The organism is Kocuria sp. U4B (genome assembly GCF_054875615.1).
On record NZ_CM142180.1, the window covers coordinates 715401 to 734787 of the forward strand.

The 19387-nt window shown below is 76.1% G+C and carries 16 protein-coding genes; 6 read left to right on the forward strand and 10 right to left on the reverse strand.

Annotation, left to right across the window (positions count from 1 at the left end; genetic code table 11):
• Nucleotides 1–223 precede the first annotated feature (223 nt).
• Entirely contained in the window at nt 224–1369 is a 1146-nt protein-coding gene (gene ftsY, locus ACYSMR_RS03360; RefSeq protein WP_461747381.1) for a signal recognition particle-docking protein FtsY, read from the reverse strand.
• A 72-nt stretch (nt 1370–1441) separates the two neighbouring features.
• On the opposite strand from ftsY, the gene ACYSMR_RS03365 reads away from it, so the two are divergent.
• Nucleotides 1442–2704, forward strand: a complete 1263-nt coding sequence (locus tag ACYSMR_RS03365; RefSeq protein WP_251331893.1) for an MFS transporter — start codon at nt 1442–1444, stop codon at nt 2702–2704.
• Nucleotides 2705–2747: 43 nt separating this feature from the next.
• Here ACYSMR_RS03365 and smc read toward each other — a convergent pair whose 3' ends face one another.
• Complete coding sequence (gene smc, locus ACYSMR_RS03370; RefSeq protein WP_461747382.1) at nt 2748–6419, reverse strand: chromosome segregation protein SMC; 3672 nt, start codon at nt 6417–6419, stop codon at nt 2748–2750.
• A 229-nt stretch (nt 6420–6648) separates the two neighbouring features.
• Between smc and ACYSMR_RS03375 the strand changes: the two genes are divergently transcribed.
• The 3 genes from ACYSMR_RS03375 (at nt 6649) to ACYSMR_RS03385 (ending at nt 11655) form a co-directional block, all read left to right on the forward strand.
• Complete coding sequence (locus ACYSMR_RS03375; RefSeq protein ID WP_251331895.1) at nt 6649–7674, forward strand: 3-oxoacyl-ACP synthase III; 1026 nt, start codon at nt 6649–6651, stop codon at nt 7672–7674.
• A 148-nt stretch (nt 7675–7822) separates the two neighbouring features.
• A complete protein-coding gene (locus tag ACYSMR_RS03380) occupies nt 7823–10480 on the forward strand; it encodes an alpha/beta fold hydrolase (RefSeq protein ID WP_461748005.1) in 2658 nt (885 codons plus the stop codon).
• Nucleotides 10477–11655: an NAD-dependent epimerase/dehydratase family protein gene (locus ACYSMR_RS03385; RefSeq protein WP_461747383.1), complete on the forward strand. Its 1179-nt coding sequence runs from the start codon at nt 10477–10479 to the stop codon at nt 11653–11655. The genes ACYSMR_RS03380 and ACYSMR_RS03385 overlap by 4 nt, the downstream gene beginning before the upstream one ends.
• Before the next feature lie 25 nt (nt 11656–11680).
• Here ACYSMR_RS03385 and mutM read toward each other — a convergent pair whose 3' ends face one another.
• The 5 genes from mutM to coaD form a co-directional block, all read right to left on the reverse strand.
• Nucleotides 11681–12622, reverse strand: a complete 942-nt coding sequence (gene mutM / locus ACYSMR_RS03390; RefSeq protein WP_461747384.1) for a bifunctional DNA-formamidopyrimidine glycosylase/DNA-(apurinic or apyrimidinic site) lyase — start codon at nt 12620–12622, stop codon at nt 11681–11683.
• A 26-nt stretch (nt 12623–12648) separates the two neighbouring features.
• Nucleotides 12649–13347: a ribonuclease III gene (gene rnc, locus ACYSMR_RS03395; RefSeq protein WP_251331898.1), complete on the reverse strand. Its 699-nt coding sequence runs from the start codon at nt 13345–13347 to the stop codon at nt 12649–12651.
• 5 nt (nt 13348–13352) lie between these two features.
• Nucleotides 13353–13556 (reverse strand): 50S ribosomal protein L32, encoded by a 204-nt coding sequence (rpmF, locus tag ACYSMR_RS03400; RefSeq protein WP_031282896.1) that lies wholly within the window; start codon nt 13554–13556, stop codon nt 13353–13355.
• A 2-nt stretch (nt 13557–13558) separates the two neighbouring features.
• Nucleotides 13559–14071 carry a YceD family protein gene (locus ACYSMR_RS03405; RefSeq protein ID WP_375142399.1) on the reverse strand — a complete coding sequence of 171 codons (513 nt, stop codon included), beginning with the start codon at nt 14069–14071 and terminating at the stop codon, nt 13559–13561.
• Nucleotides 14072–14242: 171 nt separating this feature from the next.
• The gene (gene coaD / locus ACYSMR_RS03410; protein ID WP_461747385.1) at nt 14243–14710 is read right to left on the reverse strand and encodes a pantetheine-phosphate adenylyltransferase; all 468 of its coding nucleotides are present in this window, start codon (nt 14708–14710) and stop codon (nt 14243–14245) included.
• A 64-nt stretch (nt 14711–14774) separates the two neighbouring features.
• Between coaD and ACYSMR_RS03415 the strand changes: the two genes are divergently transcribed.
• On the forward strand, nt 14775–16004 hold the full coding sequence (locus ACYSMR_RS03415; RefSeq protein ID WP_461747386.1) for an aminotransferase class I/II-fold pyridoxal phosphate-dependent enzyme: 1230 nt from the start codon (nt 14775–14777) through the stop codon (nt 16002–16004).
• A 247-nt stretch (nt 16005–16251) separates the two neighbouring features.
• Nucleotides 16252–16497: a hypothetical protein gene (locus ACYSMR_RS03420; RefSeq protein WP_251331902.1), complete on the forward strand. Its 246-nt coding sequence runs from the start codon at nt 16252–16254 to the stop codon at nt 16495–16497.
• Nucleotides 16498–16578: 81 nt separating this feature from the next.
• On the opposite strand, the gene ACYSMR_RS03425 is transcribed toward ACYSMR_RS03420, so the two are convergent.
• The 3 genes from ACYSMR_RS03425 to rsmD form a co-directional block, all read right to left on the reverse strand.
• Nucleotides 16579–17220 (reverse strand): FMN reductase, encoded by a 642-nt coding sequence (locus ACYSMR_RS03425; RefSeq protein ID WP_461747387.1) that lies wholly within the window; start codon nt 17218–17220, stop codon nt 16579–16581.
• Nucleotides 17221–17361: 141 nt separating this feature from the next.
• Nucleotides 17362–18687, reverse strand: a complete 1326-nt coding sequence (locus tag ACYSMR_RS03430) for a UDP-glucose dehydrogenase family protein (protein WP_461747388.1) — start codon at nt 18685–18687, stop codon at nt 17362–17364.
• Between the two features lie 79 nt (nt 18688–18766).
• Nucleotides 18767–19372, reverse strand: a complete 606-nt coding sequence (gene rsmD, locus ACYSMR_RS03435; RefSeq protein ID WP_461747389.1) for a 16S rRNA (guanine(966)-N(2))-methyltransferase RsmD — start codon at nt 19370–19372, stop codon at nt 18767–18769.
• Nucleotides 19373–19387 lie beyond the last annotated feature (15 nt).

Below are 19387 nucleotides of genomic sequence, written 5' to 3' on the forward strand. Positions count from 1 at the left end.
CCGGTGCCACTGGCCCGCTCCCCATGGGGCCGTCCGGTGCTCACCGTTCCCTTCGAGTCTCCGAGAGAGATGTTTCCGTTGCGCCCGTGCTGCGTTGCCGCCGTGTTTCATGGGTGCCGCAGGGGTTACGGCGGCGTTAAACCGGCGTGGGGGAGCGCAGGAGGGCCACCGGGACGCGCCCGGTGGCCCTCCTGCGCTCCCCCACGGCGGGGCGCGTGCCGCGCTAGTCGAGGAGCGCGTCCACGAAGCTCCCGGGCTCGAAGGGCGCGAGGTCGTCGGGGCCCTCCCCCAGGCCGATGAGCTTGACGGGCACGCCGAGGCTCTGCTGGATGGCGACGACGATGCCGCCCTTGGCGGTGCCGTCGAGCTTGGTCAGGACGATGCCGGTGACGTCGACGGCCTCGGAGAACACCCGCGCCTGGGTCATGCCGTTCTGGCCGGTGGTGGCGTCGATGACGAGCAGCACCTCGTCCACCTCCGCGGCCTTCTCGACGACGCGCTTGATCTTGCCGAGCTGGTCCATCAGCCCCGCCTTGTTCTGCAGCCGCCCGGCGGTGTCGATGAGCACGACGTCCGCCTCCTGCTCGATGCCGGCGACCACGGCGTCGTAGGCGACGGAGGCGGGGTCGGCGCCCTCCGCCGCCGAGCGCACCGTGGGCACGCCCACGCGGGCGCCCCACGTGGCGAGCTGGTCCGCGGCGGCGGCGCGGAACGTGTCCGCGGCCCCGAGCATGACCTCCTTGTCCTCGGCCACGAGCACGCGGGCGAGCTTGCCCACGGTCGTCGTCTTGCCGACGCCGTTGACGCCCACCACGAGCACGACGGCGGGGAGGGGGCCCTTGCGCCCGACGGCCAGGGAGCGGTCCATCGACGGGTCGACCAGCGCGACGAGCTCCTCCCGCAGCATGGCCTTCACGTGGGCGGGGTCGTCGGCGCCCTCGACCTTCACGCGCCGCTGCAGGGCCTCGACGAGGCGCAGGGAGGCGTCCGTGCCGAGGTCGGCGAGCAGCAGCGTCTCCTCGATCTCGTCCCACACGTCCTGGTCGATGCGGTCGCGGGAGAGCAGGGACAGCAGGCCCTTGCCGAAGACGTTGTTGGACTTGGCCAGCCGCCCGCGCAGCCGCGCCATCCGGGAGGCCGCCGACTCGGGCCGGTCCAGGCGCGGGCGCGTGTCCTCCGGGGCGGTCTCCGTGGTGCCCGCCCGCATCTCGCCGGGGGCCTGCACGGGGTCGCCGCCGAGGTCGTCGGGGTCGCGCGTGGAGGCGTAGCCGCCGCGGGGCGCCTTCGGCCCGCGCAGCAGCACCAGACCGAGCAGACCCAGGACCACGACGGCGATGAGCACGTAAACAATGACCGGTATCGAATCCACGTCCCCCAGCTTCTCACACCGCCCTGCCCCGCCGACCGGGCCGCGGTCGGCCCGGGGTCCTAGACTCGTCGGGTGCCCGCTCAGCCTCCCGCCCCCGCGCCCGGCCCGGCCAGCGACCCCGGTCGTGACCGCGTGCCGCAGCAGATCACGGTGCTCGTCGCCGCCGCCTTCGTCATCGCCATCGGCTACGGCATCGTGGCCCCGGTGCTGCCCCAGTTCGCCTCGACCTTCGGCGTCGGGGTGGCCGCAGCCTCCGCCGTGGTCAGCGCGTTCGCCCTCGCCCGCCTGCTCTTCGCGCCCGCGGGCGGGCGGATCGTCAACCGCATCGGCGAGCGCCCCACGTACGTGGTCGGGGTGCTGGTGGTGGCGCTGTCCTCGGCGGCCACGGCGTTCGCGCAGACCTACTGGCAGCTGCTGCTGTTCCGGGGGCTGGGCGGGATCGGCTCCGTGATGTTCACGATCTCCGCGATGGGCCTGATCGTGCGCCTGGCGCCGCCGCAGATGCGCGGGCGGGTCTCGGGCTACTACGCCTCGGCGTTCCTCGTCGGCGGGGTGCTCGGGCCGGTGGTCGGCGGGCTGCTCGCCGGGCTCGGCATGCAGGCCCCGTTCCTGATCTACGCCGGCGCGCTGGTGGTGGCCGTGGCCGTGGTGCACTTCCGGCTCAAGGACGAGGTCCTGGGCGCCGGCCGCGGGGGCTCGGCCCAGCCGGTGATGACCGTGGCCGAGGCCTGGTCGGTGGGCGCCTACCGCTCGGCCGTCGTGTCGAACTTCGCCAACGGCTGGACCTCCTACGGCATCCGCGTGGCCCTCGTGCCGCTGCTCGCGGTGGCCGTGCTGGGGGCGGGTCCCGAGGTGGCCGGCCTCGCCCTCGCGGTGTTCGCCGCGGGCAACGCCCTGGCCCTGACGGTCACGGGCCGGCTCACCGACCGGTTCGGGCGCAGGCCGCTGGTGCTCGTGGGGCTCGTGGTCAACGGGCTCGCGACGATGGCCCTGGGCCTCGCCCAGGACGTGCCGTGGTTCGTGGTGCTCTCCCTCGTCGCGGGCATGGGCTCGGGGACGATGAACCCCGGCCAGCAGGCCGCCGTGGCCGACGTCATCGGCCCCGGGCGGGCGGGCGGGCCCGTGCTGGCCCGGTACCAGATGAGCGCGGACACCGGGCAGATCCTCGGCCCCGTCGTCGCCGGGGCGCTCGCCGACGCCGCCGGCTTCGGCTGGGCCTTCGGCGTCTCGGGGGCGCTGCTGCTCGTGGCGGCCCTGGCGTGGCTGCCGGTCCGGGACACGCTGGAGCGCCCCGGCGCCGTCCCCGTGCCCACGGACGACCCGGGCGGCCGGTAGCGCGCTGCGCCACCCCCCGCGGCGCAGCTCGCCCCGGCACCCCTCAGCGCAGCTCGGCGAGGCGCTGCCCGACCACCGTGGTGACGCCGTCGCCGCGCATCGAGACCCCGTAGAGGGCGTCGGCGATCTCCATGGTGCGCTTCTGGTGCGTGATGATGATCAGCTGCGAGGTCTCCTGCAGCTGCCGGAAGACCGTCAGCAGCCGCCCGAGGTTGCGGTCGTCGAGGGCGGCCTCGACCTCGTCCATCACGTAGAACGGCGAGGGGCGGGCCTTGAAGATGGCCACGAGCAGCGCGATGGCCGTCAGCGACCGCTCCCCGCCGGAGAGCAGGGACAGCCGCTTGACCTTCTTCCCGGCGGGCCGGGCCTCCACCTCGATGCCGGTGGTGAGCATGTCCGTGGGGTCCGTCAGCCGCAGCCGGCCCTCCCCGCCGGGGAAGAGTGCGGCGAAGACGTCCTCGAACTGCCGGGCGGTGTCGGCGTAGGCCTGCGTGAACACGCGCTCGACGTGGTCGTCGACGTCCCGGAGGATGCTGCGCAGGTCCTGCCGGGAGCGCTTGAGGTCCTCGAGCTGCTCGGCCAGGAAGCGGTGGCGCTCCTCGAGGGCGGCGAACTCCTCGAGCGCCAGCGGGTTGACCCGCCCCAGGGAGGCCAGCTCCCTCTCGGCGCGGCGCAGCCGCTTCTCCTGCTCCGCCCGCACGTACGGGCTGCCCTGCGCGGTCCCGGACAGGCCGCCCTGCCCGTCGCCGGCGGGCGGCGGCGCGTCCGGACCGTCCTGCGCGCCGGCGTCGTCCGCGGCGTCCGCGACCGGCTCGGGGACCGGCAGGTGCGGGCCGTAGTGCTCCACGAGCGCGTCCGGGGTCAGCCCCAGCTCCTCCCGGGAGCGGGCCTCGAGGGCCTCGATGCGGGCGCGGTGCTGGGCCCGGGCCAGCTCGTCGCGGTGCACGGAGTCGGTGAGCTGCGCGAGCCGGGCCGCGAGCCGGTCGTCGGCCGCGCGCAGGTCGGCGAGCTCCGCGTCGAGGCCGGCGCGCACGGCCTCGGCCCGGTCGCGCTCGTGGGCGGCGGCGGCCACGGAGGCCCCGACGTGCGCGAGCAGCTGCTCGGCGGCGTCGAGCACGGCCTCGGCGGTGCGGGCCTGGAGGCGCCGGCGCCGGGCCCGGCGCTCGGCCTCCTCCCGGGCCCGGCGCTCGGCCGCGGCGGCCCGCTCCTGGGACGCGGCCCGGGTGCCCACGGCGCGGGCCTGCTCCTCGAGCGAGCGCAGCACCAGCCGGGCCTCGGTCTCCGCGGAGCGGGCGTCCGTGGCGGCGCGCTGGAGCGCGTCGCGGCGGGCCGCGGCCTCCAGCTGCGCGGCCTCGGTGTCCTGCGCGCCGAGGTCCTCGGCGGCCGCGAGGCGCTCGGCGGCCTCCCGCAGGCGCTGCTGCTCGCGCGCGAGGTGCGTGCGCGCGGCGGCGAGCTGGTCGTCGAGGCGCCCGGTCTCGGCCTCGGCGGAGTCCAGGACGGCACGGACCCGGGACAGCTCCGCCGCCGCCCGGTCGGCGGAGCGCTCCGCGGCGCGCAGGGCGGCGGCGGCCTCCTCGGCGCGGGCGCGGGCGGCGTCGCGCGCCGCGCCCGCCGTGCGGGCCCCCGCGCGGGCCGCGTCCAGGGACGCGGCGAGCCGGGCGCGCTCCGCCTCGGCGCGCTCGGCGCCCGCGCGGGTCTCGAGCGTGCCCGCGGCCTCGGCGGCCCCGCCCCGGGCGCTGGAGGCCGTGAAGACGTCGCCGTCGCGGGTCACGGCCGTGAGCCCCGGCTCGGCGGCGGCGAGCTGCGCCGCGGTGGCGGGGTCCTCGGTGAGCACGGTCCGGGCGAGCGCGGCCCGCACGGCCGCGGCACCCGCCGCGGCGCCGTCGTCGCCGGTGTCGTCGCCGGTGTGGTCGCCGGTGTGGTTGCCGGTGCCGCCGGCGGTGCCGGGGCGCAGGACCGAGACCGCGGCCCGGGTGCCGGGGCGGTCAAGGACGGCCGCGGGCAGCGCGGGCTCCCCCGGGGCGGCGGCCACGAGCAGGTGCACGCGGCCCTCTCCCCCGGCGCGCAGGGACTCGAGCACGGCGAGCGCGGCGTCGTGGGAGCGCACGGCGAGGGCGTCGGCGAGGGGTCCGAGGGCGGCGGTCACGGCCCGCTCCCACCCGGGCTCGACGCCGACGAGGTCCGCGACGGCGCCCACCACGGCCTCGGCGTGCAGCGTGCGCACGGCGCCGGAGCCGTCGGGCTGGCGCAGGGCGGCGTGCAGGGTCTCGGCGCGGGCGGCCTGGGCGTCGTGGGCGCGCAGCAGCTCCTGGGCGGCCGCCTCGGCCTCCCGGGCGGCGGTCCGCGCGCCGGCGTGGGCGGCGGCGGCCCGGTCGTGCTCGGCGCGGGCCCGCCCGGCCGCCGTGCGCGCGTCCTGGGCGGCGAGGGCCAGGCGCCCGGCCTCGGCGCCGGCCTGCTCCCGGCGGGCGCCGGCCTCGGCGTGGGTGGCGTGCAGCCGGGCCAGCTCGTCCTCGGCGGCCTCCGCCCGGGAGCGGGCGGCGGCCACGGAGCCCGTGAGCCGGGCCGCGGCCGCGCGCAGCAGCCCGGTGACGACCGCCTCCTGGGCGCGGGCGGCGGCCTCGGCGGCCTCCCGGTCCTCGACGGCGGCGGAGAGGGCTGCGGTGGCGTCCTCGGCCTGCTCCACCAGCCGGGCCTGCTCCTGGCGGGTGCGGGCCGCCTGGGCGGCGAGCCGGTCCGGGTCCCGCCCGGGGTCGGCCGGCTCCTCCGCGGTGCCGAGCAGCCGGCGCCGCTCGGCGGCCAGCGAGGCGAGCGAGCGGTAGCGCTCCTGCACGGCGGCGAGCCGGTACCAGGTGTCCCGGGCGGCGGTGAGGGCGGGGGTGGCCTGCGCGGCGCGCGCCTCGACGTCGGCGCGGCGGGCGCGGTCGGCGTCGAGGGCGCGCTCGGCCTCCGCCTTCTCGGCGCGCAGCCGGCGTTCGAGGTCCTCGTCGACCGCGAGCGTGGTGCGGGCCTGCACGAGGTCGTCGGCGAGCAGCCGCGCGCGGGCGTCGCGCACGTCGTACTGGATGCGCTGGGCGCGGCGGGCGGTCCGCGCCTGCCGGCCCAGGGGGGTGAGCTGGCGGCGCAGCTCGGCCGTGAGGTCCTCGAGGCGGTCGAGGTTGGCCTGCATCGCCTCCAGCTTGCGCAGCGTGCGCTCCTTGCGGCGGCGGTGCTTGAGGATGCCCGAGGCCTCCTCCACGAACCCGCGGCGCTCCTCCGGGGTGGCGTGCAGGACGCGGTCCAGCTGGCCCTGGCCCACGATGACGTGCATCTCCCGGCCGAGCCCGGAGTCGGAGAGCAGCTCCTGGATGTCGAGCAGCCGGCAGGCGCGGCCGTTGATCGCGTACTCGGAACCGCCGGTGCGGAAGAGGGTCCGGGAGATCGTCACCTCGGAGTACTCGATCGGCAGGGCGCCGTCGGCGTTGTCGATGGTGAGGGACACGTGCGCGCGCCCGAGCGGCGCCCTCCCGGAGGTCCCGGCGAAGATCACGTCCTCCATCTTCCCGCCGCGCAGGGACTTCGCCCCCTGCTCCCCCATCACCCAGGACAGGGCGTCCACCACGTTGGACTTGCCCGAGCCGTTGGGGCCCACGACGGCGGTAACCCCCGGCTCGAACTCGAACGTGGTCGCGGATGCGAAGGACTTGAACCCGCGCACGGTGAGGGTCTTCAGGTGCACGGGGGAAGCAGTCTCCTGGGGCGGGGTCGGGCGGGCCCCTCGATTCTATCCGCGGGCCGGAGCCCGCCCGCGAGACGGTAAGCCTGCAGAGAAACCGGGCGGGGAGACCGGCTGCCCCGTGACCGGCGACTAGACTGACCGCGACCAGCACCACCCGTCCGCCCTCCGCCGCGGTGCCCTCCACCGGCGGGCCGGACCGTCGACGAGCCCCGAACGAAAGCCAGAGACCTTGACCGGTAACTCCACGATCCGCCACCGCAACGCCGCTCTGCTCGCCATCACGAAGGTGGAGGCGGACGAGGTGGTCCCCTCCTCCCGCGCCGACGAGATCCTCTCGGACACGTTCGCGCGGCTGAAGATGCCGAAGGGGCTGCTGGTACGGCTCGCGGGCGTCAAGGAGCGGCGCGAGTGGGCCCCGGGACGCCACTTCACCGACGGCGCCGTGGAGGCCGGCCAGGCCGCCCTGGACCAGGCCGGCATCCGCCCGGACCAGGTGGGGCTGCTGATCAACGCCTCGGTGACCCGAGACGGCTACGAGCCGGCGGTGGCCGTGTCCGTGCACCACCGCCTCGGCCTGGCCCCCTCCGCCCTGACCTTCGACGTGACCAACGCGTGCCTGGGCTTCGTCAACGCCCTCACGATCGCCTCCACGATGATCGACTCGGGCGCCGTCGAGTACGCCGTCGTGATCGCCGGGGAGGACCCGAGCCCCTGGCACCGGGAGACCTACGAGCGGCTCCAGGCCCCGGACGTGACCCGCGACCAGGTGGTGCGCGAGTTCGCCACCCTCACGCTGGGCGCGGGCGCGGCCGCGGCCGTCGTCGGCCCGGCCGAGCGGCACCCCGAGGGCCACCGCATCGTGGGCTCCGTGGCCCGCTCCGCCACGGAGCACCACGGCCTGTGCATCGGCGGCTTCGACGGCATGTACACCGATGCCACGGGGCTGCTCAAGCACGGCGTGGGCCTGCTCGTGGACGCCTGGCACGACGCGCACGCCGACGGCTGGGACTGGACGGACATGGACCGCTACATCGCCCACCAGGTCTCGACGTCCCACACGAACAAGCTGCTGGACGACGTCGGGATCGACCCCGGGCGCTTCCCGCTGACGTTCCCGTTCTGGGGCAACGTGGCCGCCGCCGCGCTGCCGATGACCCTCGCCCTGGAGGCCGAGCGGCTCGAGGCCGGCCAGCGCGTCCTGTGCCTGGGCGTCGGCTCGGGGCTGAACTCGACGTACATGGAGATCGAGTGGTAAGCCCGCGGCGCTGAGCACCGCACGCCGCACGACCGCCCCGCCCGACCTCCCCCGCTCGACCGCACCCGTGAGGAGCACCACGCCCATGGCCCGTCCACGACCGTCCACGACCGCGCAGCAGGAGGGGCCGGGGCCGGCCCGGCTGCCCATGATGGAGGTGCCGCTGCCGGGCGTGGACCCGGCGTGGTCCCGCATCCTCTCCGTGCCCTCCACGGCCCCCGTCGAGCCGGTCCCGGGCCGGCCCCGGAGCTGGCACCTGCTGGACAACGCCGCCTCGCTCGAGGCGGCCGGGCTCACGCCCCGCGGCACCGTCCTGGCGGTGCACGGCAACCCGACGTGGTCGTACCTGTGGCGCACCGTCCTGGCCGCCGGGGTGGACCCCGCCAACCCGTGGCGCGTGGTCGCCGTGGACCAGCTGGACATGGGCTTCTCCGAGCGCACCGGGCTGACCCGGCGCCTGGACGACCGCGTGCGGGACCTCGCGGACCTCACCGCGGCCCTGGGCCTCGACGACGGCCCCGGCCCCGTCGTGACGCTCGCCCACGACTGGGGCGGGCTGATCTCCTCCGGGTGGGCCCTCGAGCACCCGCAGGTGCACCGGGGCACGATCCTCACCAACACCGCCGTCCACCACGACGGCGCCGAGCAGATCCCCGCCGCCCTGCGCCTGGCCCTGGCCCCCGCCGCCCACGGGCTGCTGACGGAGACGACCACGGCGTTCCTCGACGTGACCCTGCGGCTGGCCGACCCGCCCCTGAGCCCGCAGGTCCGCCGGGCCTACCTCGCGCCCTACGCCACCCGGGAGCGCCGCGCGGCGATCCGCACGTTCGTGGCCGACATCCCCGTCCCGGCCGACCACCCCTCCCACGCCCGGTTCGAGCAGATCGCCGCCGGCGTGGCCGGGCTGCAGGTCCCGGCCCTGTTCCTGTGGGGCATCGGGGACCCCGTGTTCCAGGAGCGCTACCTCACCGACCTGGTGCGCCGGGTCCCGCACGCCGACGTGCACCGCTTCGAGGGCGCCAGCCACCTCGTGGCCGAGTCCCGGGACATCGCCACCCCGGTCATGGCCTGGCTGGCCGACCGCTTCGGCCCCGGCCCCACCCGCCGCGAGCTGCACCAGCAGCGCCGCGCCCACGCCGAGGACCCGCACGTCCCGTTCCACGCCCAGCTCGCCGAGCGCCGGGCCGACCCGGGCCTCGCCGTCGTCGACATGGCGCCCTCCCCGCAGGACCCCGGCGCGGGCGCGCGCGTGCCCCCGGTGCGGGCGAGCCTGAACTGGTCCGAGCTCGCCGAGCGGGTGGACCGGCTCGCGGCCGGGCTCGCGGCCGCGGGGGTGCGCCCCGGCGACCGCGTGAACCTCATGGTCCCGCCCGGCTCCGAGCTCACCGCGCTGATCTACGCCTGCCTGCGGATCGGGGCCGTGATCGTCGTGGCCGACACCGGCCTGGGCGCCAAGGGCCTCACCCGCGCCCTCAAGGGGGCGACCCCCGCGTGGCTCGTGGGCATCCGCAAGGCCCTCGTCGCCGGGCGCGCCCTGGGCTGGCCGGGCACCCGGATCTCCCTCGAGGCCCTCGACCCCGTGACCCGCCGGGCGCTCGGCGTCGCGCACACCGTCCCCCGGCTGCTGGAGACCGCCCCCCTCGCGGACCTGCCGGCCCCCGCCCCGGACGCGGACGCGGCGATCCTGTTCACCTCCGGGTCCACCGGCCCCGCCAAGGGCGTCGTGTACACCCACCGCCAGCTCTCGGCCATGCGGGACGCGGTGCGCGGGACGTACGGCCTCGCCGCCGGCACCGGGCTCGTGGCCGGCTTCGCGCCCTTCGCCCTGCTCGGCCCCGCCCTCGGGGCCACCTCCGTGACCCCCGACATGGACGTCACCGCGCCGAAGACCCTCACCGCCCGGGCCCTGGCCGACGCGGCCGCCGCGATCCGGGCGACCGCGGTCTTCCTCTCCCCGGCGGCCATCGCCAACGTCCTGGCCACCCAGGGCGAGCTCGACCCCGGGCAGCGCAGCGCGCTGGGCTCCGTCGAGCTGATGCTCTCCGCCGGCGCCCCGCTGCCGGAGCCCCTCCTGGCGCAGCTGCAGGAGCTGATGCCCGCCGCGGCCCTGCACACCCCCTACGGCATGACGGAGGCCCTGCCGCTGACCGACGTCACGCTCGGGACGATCCGCCGGGCCGGCACCGGCAACGGCGTGTGCGTGGGCACCGCGGTGCACGGGGCCGCGCTGGGGGTGACCCCCCTGCGCCCGGACGGGACCCCCACGGACGAGGTCACCACCGAGGCCGGGACCACCGGCGAGATCGTGGCCCGCGCCCCGCACGTGAAGGACCGCTACGACCGCCTGTGGTTCACCGAGCACCGCAGCACCGAGCTCGCGGGGTGGCACCGCACGGGCGACGTGGGGCACTTCGACGCGGCCGGCCGGCTGTGGGTGGAGGGCCGCCTCGCCCACGTGATCGTGGCCTCGCAGGGCGTGCTCACGCCCGTCGCCTCGGAGCACGCGGCCCGGACGGTGCCCGGCGTCGGCCGCGTCGCCGTCGTGGGGGTGGGCCCGGCCGGGGCGCAGGTGCCCGTCGCCGTCGCCGAGACCGTCCCGCCCGCCCCCCGGCCCGGCCTCGCCGACCCCCTGCTCGCCGGCGCCGTGCGCGAGGCCGTGCGGCAGGCCACCGGGCTGGACCTCGCGGCCGTGCTCGTGCTCCCCGAGCACCCCACCGACATCCGGCACAACTCCAAGATCGACCGGACCCTGCTGGCCGGGTGGGCCGACGCCGCCCTGGCCGGAGGAAGGATCAGGAACCCGTGAACGCCAAGCACCGCAAGAGCCCCGCGCACGACGAGGTCCCCGCCTACGACGCCACGGTCGTGGAGGGCGCCCCCCGTACGGACACGGGCAGCCACGAGGTCGAGCGGGGGCCCCGGGAGCTGACCGGCGAGGGGCGCACGGTCCTCGTCACCGGCGCCTCCGGGATGCTCGGCGAGCACGTGGCCCGCCGGCTCGCGGCCCGCGGCTGGACGGTGCGGCTGCTGCAGCGCCGGCACGCGCCCCTGGCCGACCAGCCCAACGTCGAGGAGGTCCTGGGCTCCGTCGCGGACCCCGACGCCGTCGCGCGGGCCCTGGAGGGCGTCGACGACGTCGTCCACCTCGCCGCGAAGGTCTCCTTCGCGGGGCACTGGGACGAGTTCGTGACGACCAACGTCACCGGCACCCGGGTGATCCTGGAGACCGCGAGGCGGGCCGGCGCCCAGAACGTCGTGTTCGTGTCCTCCCCCTCCGTGGCCCACGCCGGGGTCTCCATCGTGGGCGAGCCCGCCCGCCCCGCCGACCCGCAGCACGCCCGCGGCGACTACGCCCGGTCCAAGGCCGCGGCGGAGCTGCTGGCGCTCGAGGCGGACGGCCGGGACCTGCGCGTGACGGCCGTGCGCCCGCACATCGTGTGGGGCCCCGGCGACACCCAGCTCGTCGAGCGGGTGCTCGACCGCGCGGGCCGGGGCCGGATGCCGCTGCTCGACCACGGCGCCGCGCTGATCGACACGACCTACATCGACAACGCCGCCGAGGCGGTCGTGCGGGCGCTCGAGCGGATCGAGTGGGCCCACGGGCAGGCGCTGGTGGTCACCAACGGCCAGCCGCGCACCGTGGCGGAGATCCTCACCGGCATGTGCCGCGCCGGCGGCGTGGAGCCGCCGACCCGCCGGGTGCCGGGCGGACTGGCGCGGTTCGCCGGGAGGGTCATCGAGAGGATCTGGGCCCTGCGCCCGGGCCAGGACGAGCCGCCCATGACCGCGTTCCTCGCCGAGCAGCTGTCCACGGCGCACTGGTTCGACCAGCAGCACACCCGCGAGGTCCTGGACTGGGCCCCCTCCGTGACCGTCGAGGAGGGCATGCAGCGGCTCGCCGAGTACTACCGGACGCACCCGCTGGGCGCGCACGCCGCCCCGGTGCCGGCCACGGGCTCCACGGCGGCGGACCGCGCCTGAGCCGGGGCCCGCACCGGGCCCCGGCTCAGAACCGGGCGTTGCGCGGGGTGCGCTGGCAGTGCGGGCAGCGGTAGGACGAGCGGTTCATGAACTGCTCCCGCACGATCAGCGCGGTGCGCCCCTCGGCCGCGCAGCGCGGGCACGGCCGGCCCGCCTGCCCGTAGGCGTTGAGGGAGCGGGAGAAGTACCCGGACTCGCCGTTGACGTTGACGTAGAGGGAGTCGAAGCTCGTCCCGCCGGCCGCGAGGGCGCGCTCCATCACGGCGCGGGCCGCGTCGAGCACCCGGTGCGTCTCGGTCCGGCGCAGGGTGTCCGTGGGCCGGGCCCAGTGCAGGCGCGCCTGCCACAGCGCCTCGTCGGCGTAGATGTTGCCGATCCCGGAGACCAGCGACTGGTCCAGCAGCGCCCGCTTGAGCCCGGTGCGGCGCCGGCGCAGCCGGTCGTGGAGGCCGTCGGCGTCGAACGCGGGGTCCAGGGGGTCGCGGGCGATGTGCGCGGCGCGCGCCGGCACGAGGGGCACGTCCGTGGCGCAGCGGCCGCCGGGGGCGCCGTCGCCGGTGGGCACCAGCGCGTCCAGGACCATGCCGCCGAAGATCCGCTGGTCCACGAAGCGCAGCTCGGACGGCGTGCCGGGGCGCTCGGACAGGCTCAGCCGCACCTTCAGGTGCTTCTCGTCGGGCAACCCGGGGTCCTTGACCAGCAGCTGCCCGCTCATCCCAAGGTGGACGAGCAGCGCCTCCTGCGGGGTCCGCCCGGCGGCCCCGGTGAGCGGCAGCCACAGGAACTTGCCGCGGCGCACCGCGTCGGCGACCACGGCGCCGTCGAGCTCCTGGGCGAAGGAGACGGGGCCGGCCTCGTGGCGGCGCACGGAGCGGGGATCGAGCACCTGCACGGCCTCGATCCGGCGGCCCACCACCCAGCGCTCCACACCGCCGCGGACGACCTCCACCTCGGGCAGCTCAGGCACGGGTCCTCCGGGGCCCGGGGGCGGGCTCAGACACCGCTGCGGGCGGCCAGCGCCGCGTAGGCCTGCGCGGCGGCGGAGCGCTCGGCCTCCTTCTTCGTGGTCCCGGTGCCGGTGCCGTAGTCCTGGCCGCTGATCAGCAGGTGGGCCTCGTAGCGCCGGTCGTGGTCGGGGCCGGTGCCCTCCACGTCGTAGCGGACGCCGCCGAGGCCGCGGGCCGCGGCGAGCTCCTGGATCTCGGTCTTCCAGTCCCGGCCCTCGGTGACGACGAAGCCGTCCTCGAGCAGCGGCACCACCAGGCGCAGCACGAACGCGCGGGCGGGCTCCAGGCCCGAGCACACGTAGACGGCGCCGATCAGCGCCTCCATGGTGTCGGCGAGGATCGAGGCCTTCTCGTGGCCGTGGGTCCGGACCTCGCCCTTGCCCAGGCGGATGTGCGGGCCGACGCCGAGGGAGCGCGCGAGCTCCGCGAGCGTGCGGGTGCTCACCACGGCCGAGCGGATCTTCGCGAGGCTGCCCTCGGAGTCGTCCGGGTACCGGTGGAAGATCTCGTCGGTGACGGCGAGGCCGAGCACCGAGTCGCCGAGGAACTCCAGGCGCTCGTTGTGGCCCTGCCCCTCGTGCTCGTAGGCGTAGGAGCGGTGCGTGAGGGCAAGACGGAGCGTCTCGGCGTCGATGTCGACGCCGAGACGCTCCAGCAGCTCCTGAGGGTTCGCGGTGGGGTTCACCGTGGTCAGGCGTCGGCCACCTTGCGGCCCTTGTACTCCAGGAACAGCGCGGTCCCGGCGGAGTCGGTCACGACCTTGGCCTGGTGCGGCAGGCTGTAGGTGACCTTGCCGTTCTCGACGGTCTTGACCAGCTTCGGCGCGGTCGCCTTCCACTGGGAACGGCGTGCACGGGTGTTGGCACGGGACATCTTCCGCTTGGGAACAGCCACGGCTATCTCTCTTCTCTCGGTTCGGTCGTCTCGGTCGAGGTGTCCTGCTCGAGCAGCCCGGACAGGGCGCTCCAGCGAGGATCGAGCACCTCGTGGTGGTGTTCCGGGTCGTCCTCCAGGCGCGCGCCGCACTGGGCGCACAACCCCTGGCAGTCCTCCCGGCACACCGGTTGGAACGGCAGCTGGGTGATCACTGCGTCCCGAAGCATGGGTTCGAGGTCGATCGTCTCGTCCTGAACTTCATACATCTGGTCGTCCTCGACGGTCTCCCCACCAACGGTGGTGGCGTCGAAGAGGTAGAGCTCTTGCACGTCGACGTCCAGATCGTAGTCGATCGGGTCGAGGCACCGGCTGCACTCGCCGTGGATGGCGACGACAGCGGTGCCGGAGACCAGGATCCCGTCGTGGACGGACTCCAGCCGGAGGTTCAGATCGATGTCGGAGCCCTCCGGGGCGCCGATGAGTGCGTTGCCGAAGTTCTTCGGCGCGGGCACAACTCCGTCCAGGGTTCGCATGGTCCCCGGGCGGTGCTCGAGGTCCCTGACACCGATGATGAGGGGCGAACTGTTCTCGCGGCTGATGACAAACTCCTGGTGAAATTCTGACCGACAGACCATGTTAGCGCGCCGCCCCTCCCCTACTCAAACGGGCCCGGCCCCGGGCGCGCCGGGGCGCCCCGGCGGGGCTCAGCCCCCGAGGGCCCGCAGCACGGGGGCCGGCACGAACGGCGCGACGTCCCCGCCCAGGCCCTGGACCTCCTTGACCAGGGTCGAGGACACGTGCAGGAAGCGGGGGTCGCCCGGCAGGAAGACGGTCTCCACGCCGCCGAGGTGGCGGTTCATGGTGGACATGGGCACCTCGTAGGCGTAGTCCTCACCCGAGCGCAGGCCCTTGACGAGCGCCACGGCCCCGCGGCGCGCCGCGTACTCCGCGAGCAGCCCCTCCCCCATGGGCTCGACGACGACTCCCGCGATCCCGGCGAGGCTCTCCTCGGCCAGGGCCAGGCGCTGGCGCTGGTCGAAGCGGTAGCGCTTGTGCGGGTTCGTCGAGACGGCGACCACGACCTCGTCGAACAGGGCCGCCGCGCGCGCGACGACCTCCACGTGGCCGTGGTGGATGGGGTCGAAGGAGCCGGGGCAGATGGCGCGGTGCATGCGCCCCATCCTAGGGGCGCGGCCGCCGCGCCCCGCCCGGGGGCCGCGGCCTAGACTGGCCCGCATGGACGCCCGCGACACCACCGCCGCCCCGGACCTCGCCCGCCTCCCCTGGGAGCGCATCGCCCACGGCGGCGGGCTGCTCGACAGCGCCGGGGTGCCGTCCTCGACGATCTTCGAGGAGATGTCCGTGCTCGCCGGGCGCACGGGGGCGATCAACCTCGGCCAGGGCTTCCCCGACGTGGACGGGCCGCCGGAGATGCTCGACGCCGCGGCCGCCGCCCTGCGCGGGGGCGGCAACCAGTACACCCCCGTGGCGGGCCTGCCCGCCCTGCGGGAGGCCGTCGCCGAGCACCAGCGCCGCTTCTACGGCATCGAGCTGGACCCCGCCACCGACGTCGTCGTCACCGTGGGCGCGTCGGAGGGCCTGGCCGCGAGCCTGCTCGCGTTCCTGCGCCCCGGCGACGAGGTCGTGACGTTCGAGCCGTGCTACGACCTCTACGGCGCGGTCGTGGAGTTCGCCGGCGCCCGGCTGGTCACGGTCCCGCTCGAGCCCCCGCACTTCACCCCCGACCCGGACCGCCTCGCGGCGGCCTTCGGCCCCCGCACCCGCATGGTGCTCCTCAACGACCCGCACAACCCCACGGGCACCGTCCTCGACGACGCCATGCTCGCCCGCGTGGCCGCGCTCGCCGCGGAGCACGACTGCCTGGTGGTCACCGACGAGGTCTACGAGCACCTGCGCTACACGGGCCGCCACCGCCCCCTGGCCGCCCTGCCCGGCGCGGCGGAGCGCACCCTGACCGTCTCCTCGGTGGGCAAGACGTTCTCGGCCACGGGCTGGCGGGTCGGGTGGGTGACGGGCCCCGCGGAGCTGGTCCGGGCGGTGCGGGCCACGAAGGGCTACCTCACCTACAGCGCGCCCACGCCCCTGCAGACCGGCACGGCCGCGGCCCTGCGCCTGCCCGACGCCTTCTACGACGGGCTGCGCGAGGACTACCGGCGGCGCCGCGACGTGCTGCTCGAGGGCCTGGCCGCGGCGGGGGCCCACGCGTACGAGCCGCAGGGCAGCTTCTTCGTCGTGGCCGACGTCGGCGGGCTGTGCGCGCGCCACGGCGTGGCGGACGCGGCGGCGCTCGCCCCGCTGCTCGCCGAGCGGGCCGGCGTGGTCGGCATCCCCGTCACGGCCCTGTGCTCGCCCGGGCAGCGGGAGATGTACGCCCCGTGGATGCGCTTCTCGTTCTGCAAGCGCACCGAGGTCCTCGAGCAGGCCGCGGGCCGCCTGCGGGCCTGAGCCCGCACCGCCGGGCCCGGCGGTGCGGGCCCGCGCCCGTCACACACCGTAAGCACCGCCGGCACCGTTGGCACGGGCGGGGCCGGTGGCTAGCGTGAGGCTCACCCGCGGCGGGCGAGGAAGCGGCGCACCGGTGCGGGCGGGCGGTCCCGCGGGGCCGCCCTCGACAGCCGAGGCGGCAGCGCGGACCCGGTCCTCCGGGCGCGGGCCCGGCCTCGGACAGGGGGCACTTTCCGAAGGAGGCATCATGCCGGCCGGTCAGGGCAAGAACATCCGCCGGGTCACGAACGTGGACGTGATCCGCAGCAGCACGGGGGACGGGGACTCGGGGGCGTACACGTTCGAGCTCACCCTCGACGACGGCGTGGAGGAGTACCTGCTCGTCGTCCCGGAGAGCGAGGCCAGCACCGTGGCCCGCCTCATCCAGCACAGCAGCTCCATGCAGCTGGACAAGAACACCGACGACCTGATCTTCGAGCACTACGGGGACTGAGGCCCGGGTCGCCCGGCGGGGCCGGCCGCGCAGCGCGCCCGGCCCCGCCGGGCCCGCGGGGGAGATCGGCCCGCGGGAGTGTCAGCGCGGGGAGACGTTGGCGAGGAGCTGCTCGAAGGGCAGCGACTCCCCCACGGTGTCGGCCCGGCGGGCCGGGCCGCGCCGGAGCATCAGCTCCGCCAGCTCCGTCCCCGCCCGCCGCGCCCGCTCCTGCAGGGCGCCCTCCGGCCCGCGGCCCCGGCCCCAGTCGTCCGGGGCCGCGTAGACCGCCGTGGGCGCGGTCTGCAGGCCGAGGTAGGAGAACAGGGGCCGCACGGCGTGCTCGAGCACCAGCGAGTGCCGCTCCGTGCCGCCGGTCGCGCCGGCGAGCGCGGGCTTGCCGGCGAGCGCCCGGTGCTCCACGACGTCGAAGAAGGACTTGAACAGCCCCGAGTACGAGGCGCTGAACACCGGGGTCACGGCCACGAGCCCGTCGGCGTCCAGCACCGTCCCGAGCGCGTCCTGCAGCGCGGGGGCCGGGAAGCCGGTGACGAAGGCGTGGGCGATGTCCACCGCCCGCTCCCGCAGCTCGACGACCTCGGTCCGCACGCGGTGGCCGCGCTCGCGCAGCGCGTCCGCGGTCGCGGCGGCGAGGACGTCGGCGAGCATGCGGGTGCTCGAGGGCTCCCCGAGCCCCGCGCTCAGCACGGCGAGGGTGTAGGTGTGCTCCGCTGTCCGGTCCATGACCACTGCCTTTCCGGGAGGGGCCGCCGCCCGCGGCGGGTGCCCGGGCGGCGGCGCGACGACTGATGTTGATACATCACTGACCCGTTCAAGGCGGAGCCGGCCCGTCCTATTCCCGGCCGCCGCGGGGACCCCGGCGGCTCAGGCGGGCACCGCGCGGCGGCCCAGCGCCCGGTAGGTGAAGCCGGCGGCCTCCCAGCGCTCCGGGCACAGGACGTTGCGCCCGTCGAGGATCTGGGGGGCGGCCACGAGCGGGTCCAGCTGCTCGGGGGTCATCGCCTTGAACTCGGCCCACTCCGTGAGCAGCACGACGACCTCCGCGCCCGTGACGGCGGCCTCCAGCGAGTCGACGTAGTCCAGGCGCGGGTAGCGCTGGGCCGCGTTGGCGTTCGCCTTCGGGTCGTACACGGCGACCTCGGCCCCGATCGAGTGCAGGCGTGCGGCGATGTCCAGGGCCGGGGAGTCGCGCACGTCGTCGGAGTCCGGCTTGAAGGCGGCCCCGAGCACGGCCACGTGCTTGCCGACCACGGAGCCGCCGAGCATCGTGGTGACGGCCTGGACGGTGGCCTCGCGGCGTCGGACGTTGACGTCGTCGACCTCGGCGAGGAAGCGCACGGACTGCTCCACGCCCAGCTCGGCGGCCCGCGCGCGCAGCGCCCGGATGTCCTTGGGCAGGCAGCCGCCGCCGAAGCCGACGCCGGCGTTGAGGAACTTCCGCCCGATCCGGTCGTCGAGGCCGATGGCGTCGGCCAGCGTGCGGATGTCCCCGCCGACGACCTCGGTGAGCTCCGACAGGGCGTTGATGAAGGAGATCTTCGTGGCCAAAAACGCGTTGGCGGCGACTTTGACCAGCTCGGCGGTCTCGTAGTCGGTGACGATCAGCGGCACGCCCGCGCCGAGCTGGCGCGAGTAGACCTGACGCATCACGGCCTCCCCCGCGCCGCCGTCCACGCCGAGCACCATCCGGTCCGGGGAGAGGGTGTCCTCCACGGCGTAGCCCTCGCGCAGGAACTCGGGGTTCCACACGAGGTCCACGTTCACGCCCGCCCGGGCCGAGGCCTTCGCGAGGTCGGCCAGGCGCCGGGCGGAGCCGACGGGGACCGTGGACTTGCCCGCGATCACGCAGTCGCGCGTGGCGGCGGCGGCGATCGAGCCGACGGCGGCGTCCACGTAGCGCATGTCCGCGGCGAACCCGCCGGGGCGCTGCGGGGTGCCCACGCCCACGAAGTGGACGTCGCCGAAGGCCCCGGCCTCCTCGTAGCTCGTGGTGAAGCGCAGCCGGCCGGTGCCGACGTGCTTGCGCAGCAGCTCGCCCAGACCCGGCTCGTGGAACGGCAGCTCGCCGCGGGACAGCGCGTCGACCTTCGCCGGGTCGACGTCCAGCCCCAGCACCTCGAAGCCCATCTCCGCCATCGACGCGGCGTGCGTGGCCCCCAGGTAGCCCGTGCCCAGAACCGTGATCTTCATGAACCTTGTCTCCGTTCGTTCGGTGTGCGGTATTCAGTGTGCCGGGTCGGCGTGCGGCCTCCCCGCAGCCGGCTTCGGCTCAGCCGGCCGTGTCGCCGCCCTCGTCGCCCGGGTCGGCCTCGTCGGGCTCGGCGAACCACGTGGTCGTCTCGCCGTGGCGCCGGTGCTCGAAGCGGCGCAGCCCCGGGGGCCAGGCCGGCTCCGGGGAGCGGGAGGAGCGCTCGACGACGACGACGCCCCCCTCCCGCAGCCGCCCGGCCAGCAGCGCGAGCGTCTGCGCGAGCTCGGGCTCGGGCAGCGGGTAGGGCGGGTCGGCGAGCACGAGGTCCCACGGGCCCTCGCCGGGCTCGGCCAGGTAGCCCCGGACGGAGCCCTGCCGGACCGCCACGACGCCGTCGCGCCCCAGCGCCCGGTGGACCACCGCGGCGTTGGCCCGGCAGACCCGCACCGCCGGGGCGTGGCGCTCCACGAGGGTCACGGCGGCGGCGCCGCGGCTCGCGGCCTCGCAGCCCAGGGCCCCCGAGCCCGCGAAGAGGTCGAGGACCCGGGTGCCCTCGAGCATGTCCCAGGCCTCGAGCCGGGCGAAGAGCGACTCCTTGACGCGGTCGGTGGTGGGCCGGGTGCCCTGGCCCGGCACGGACTGCAGCCGCAGTCCGCCGGCGGCCCCGGCGACGATCCTGCTCACGGTGCGGCTCCTCTC

Bases quoted from the DNA above. Each gene is read 5' to 3' on its own strand.
- ACYSMR_RS03380 (WP_461748005.1), top strand. From the start codon at position 7,823: ATGATGGAGGTGCCGCTGCCGGGCGTGGACCCGGCGTGGTCCCGCATC.
- ACYSMR_RS03405 (WP_375142399.1), bottom strand. From the start codon at position 14,071: ATGCGAACCCTGGACGGAGTTGTGCCCGCGCCGAAGAACTTCGGCAAC.
- coaD (WP_461747385.1), bottom strand. From the start codon at position 14,710: ATGCACCGCGCCATCTGCCCCGGCTCCTTCGACCCCATCCACCACGGC.
- ACYSMR_RS03415 (WP_461747386.1), top strand. From the start codon at position 14,775: ATGGACGCCCGCGACACCACCGCCGCCCCGGACCTCGCCCGCCTCCCC.
- ACYSMR_RS03420 (WP_251331902.1), top strand. From the start codon at position 16,252: ATGCCGGCCGGTCAGGGCAAGAACATCCGCCGGGTCACGAACGTGGAC.
- ACYSMR_RS03425 (WP_461747387.1), bottom strand. From the start codon at position 17,220: ATGGACCGGACAGCGGAGCACACCTACACCCTCGCCGTGCTGAGCGCG.
- ACYSMR_RS03430 (WP_461747388.1), bottom strand. From the start codon at position 18,687: ATGAAGATCACGGTTCTGGGCACGGGCTACCTGGGGGCCACGCACGCC.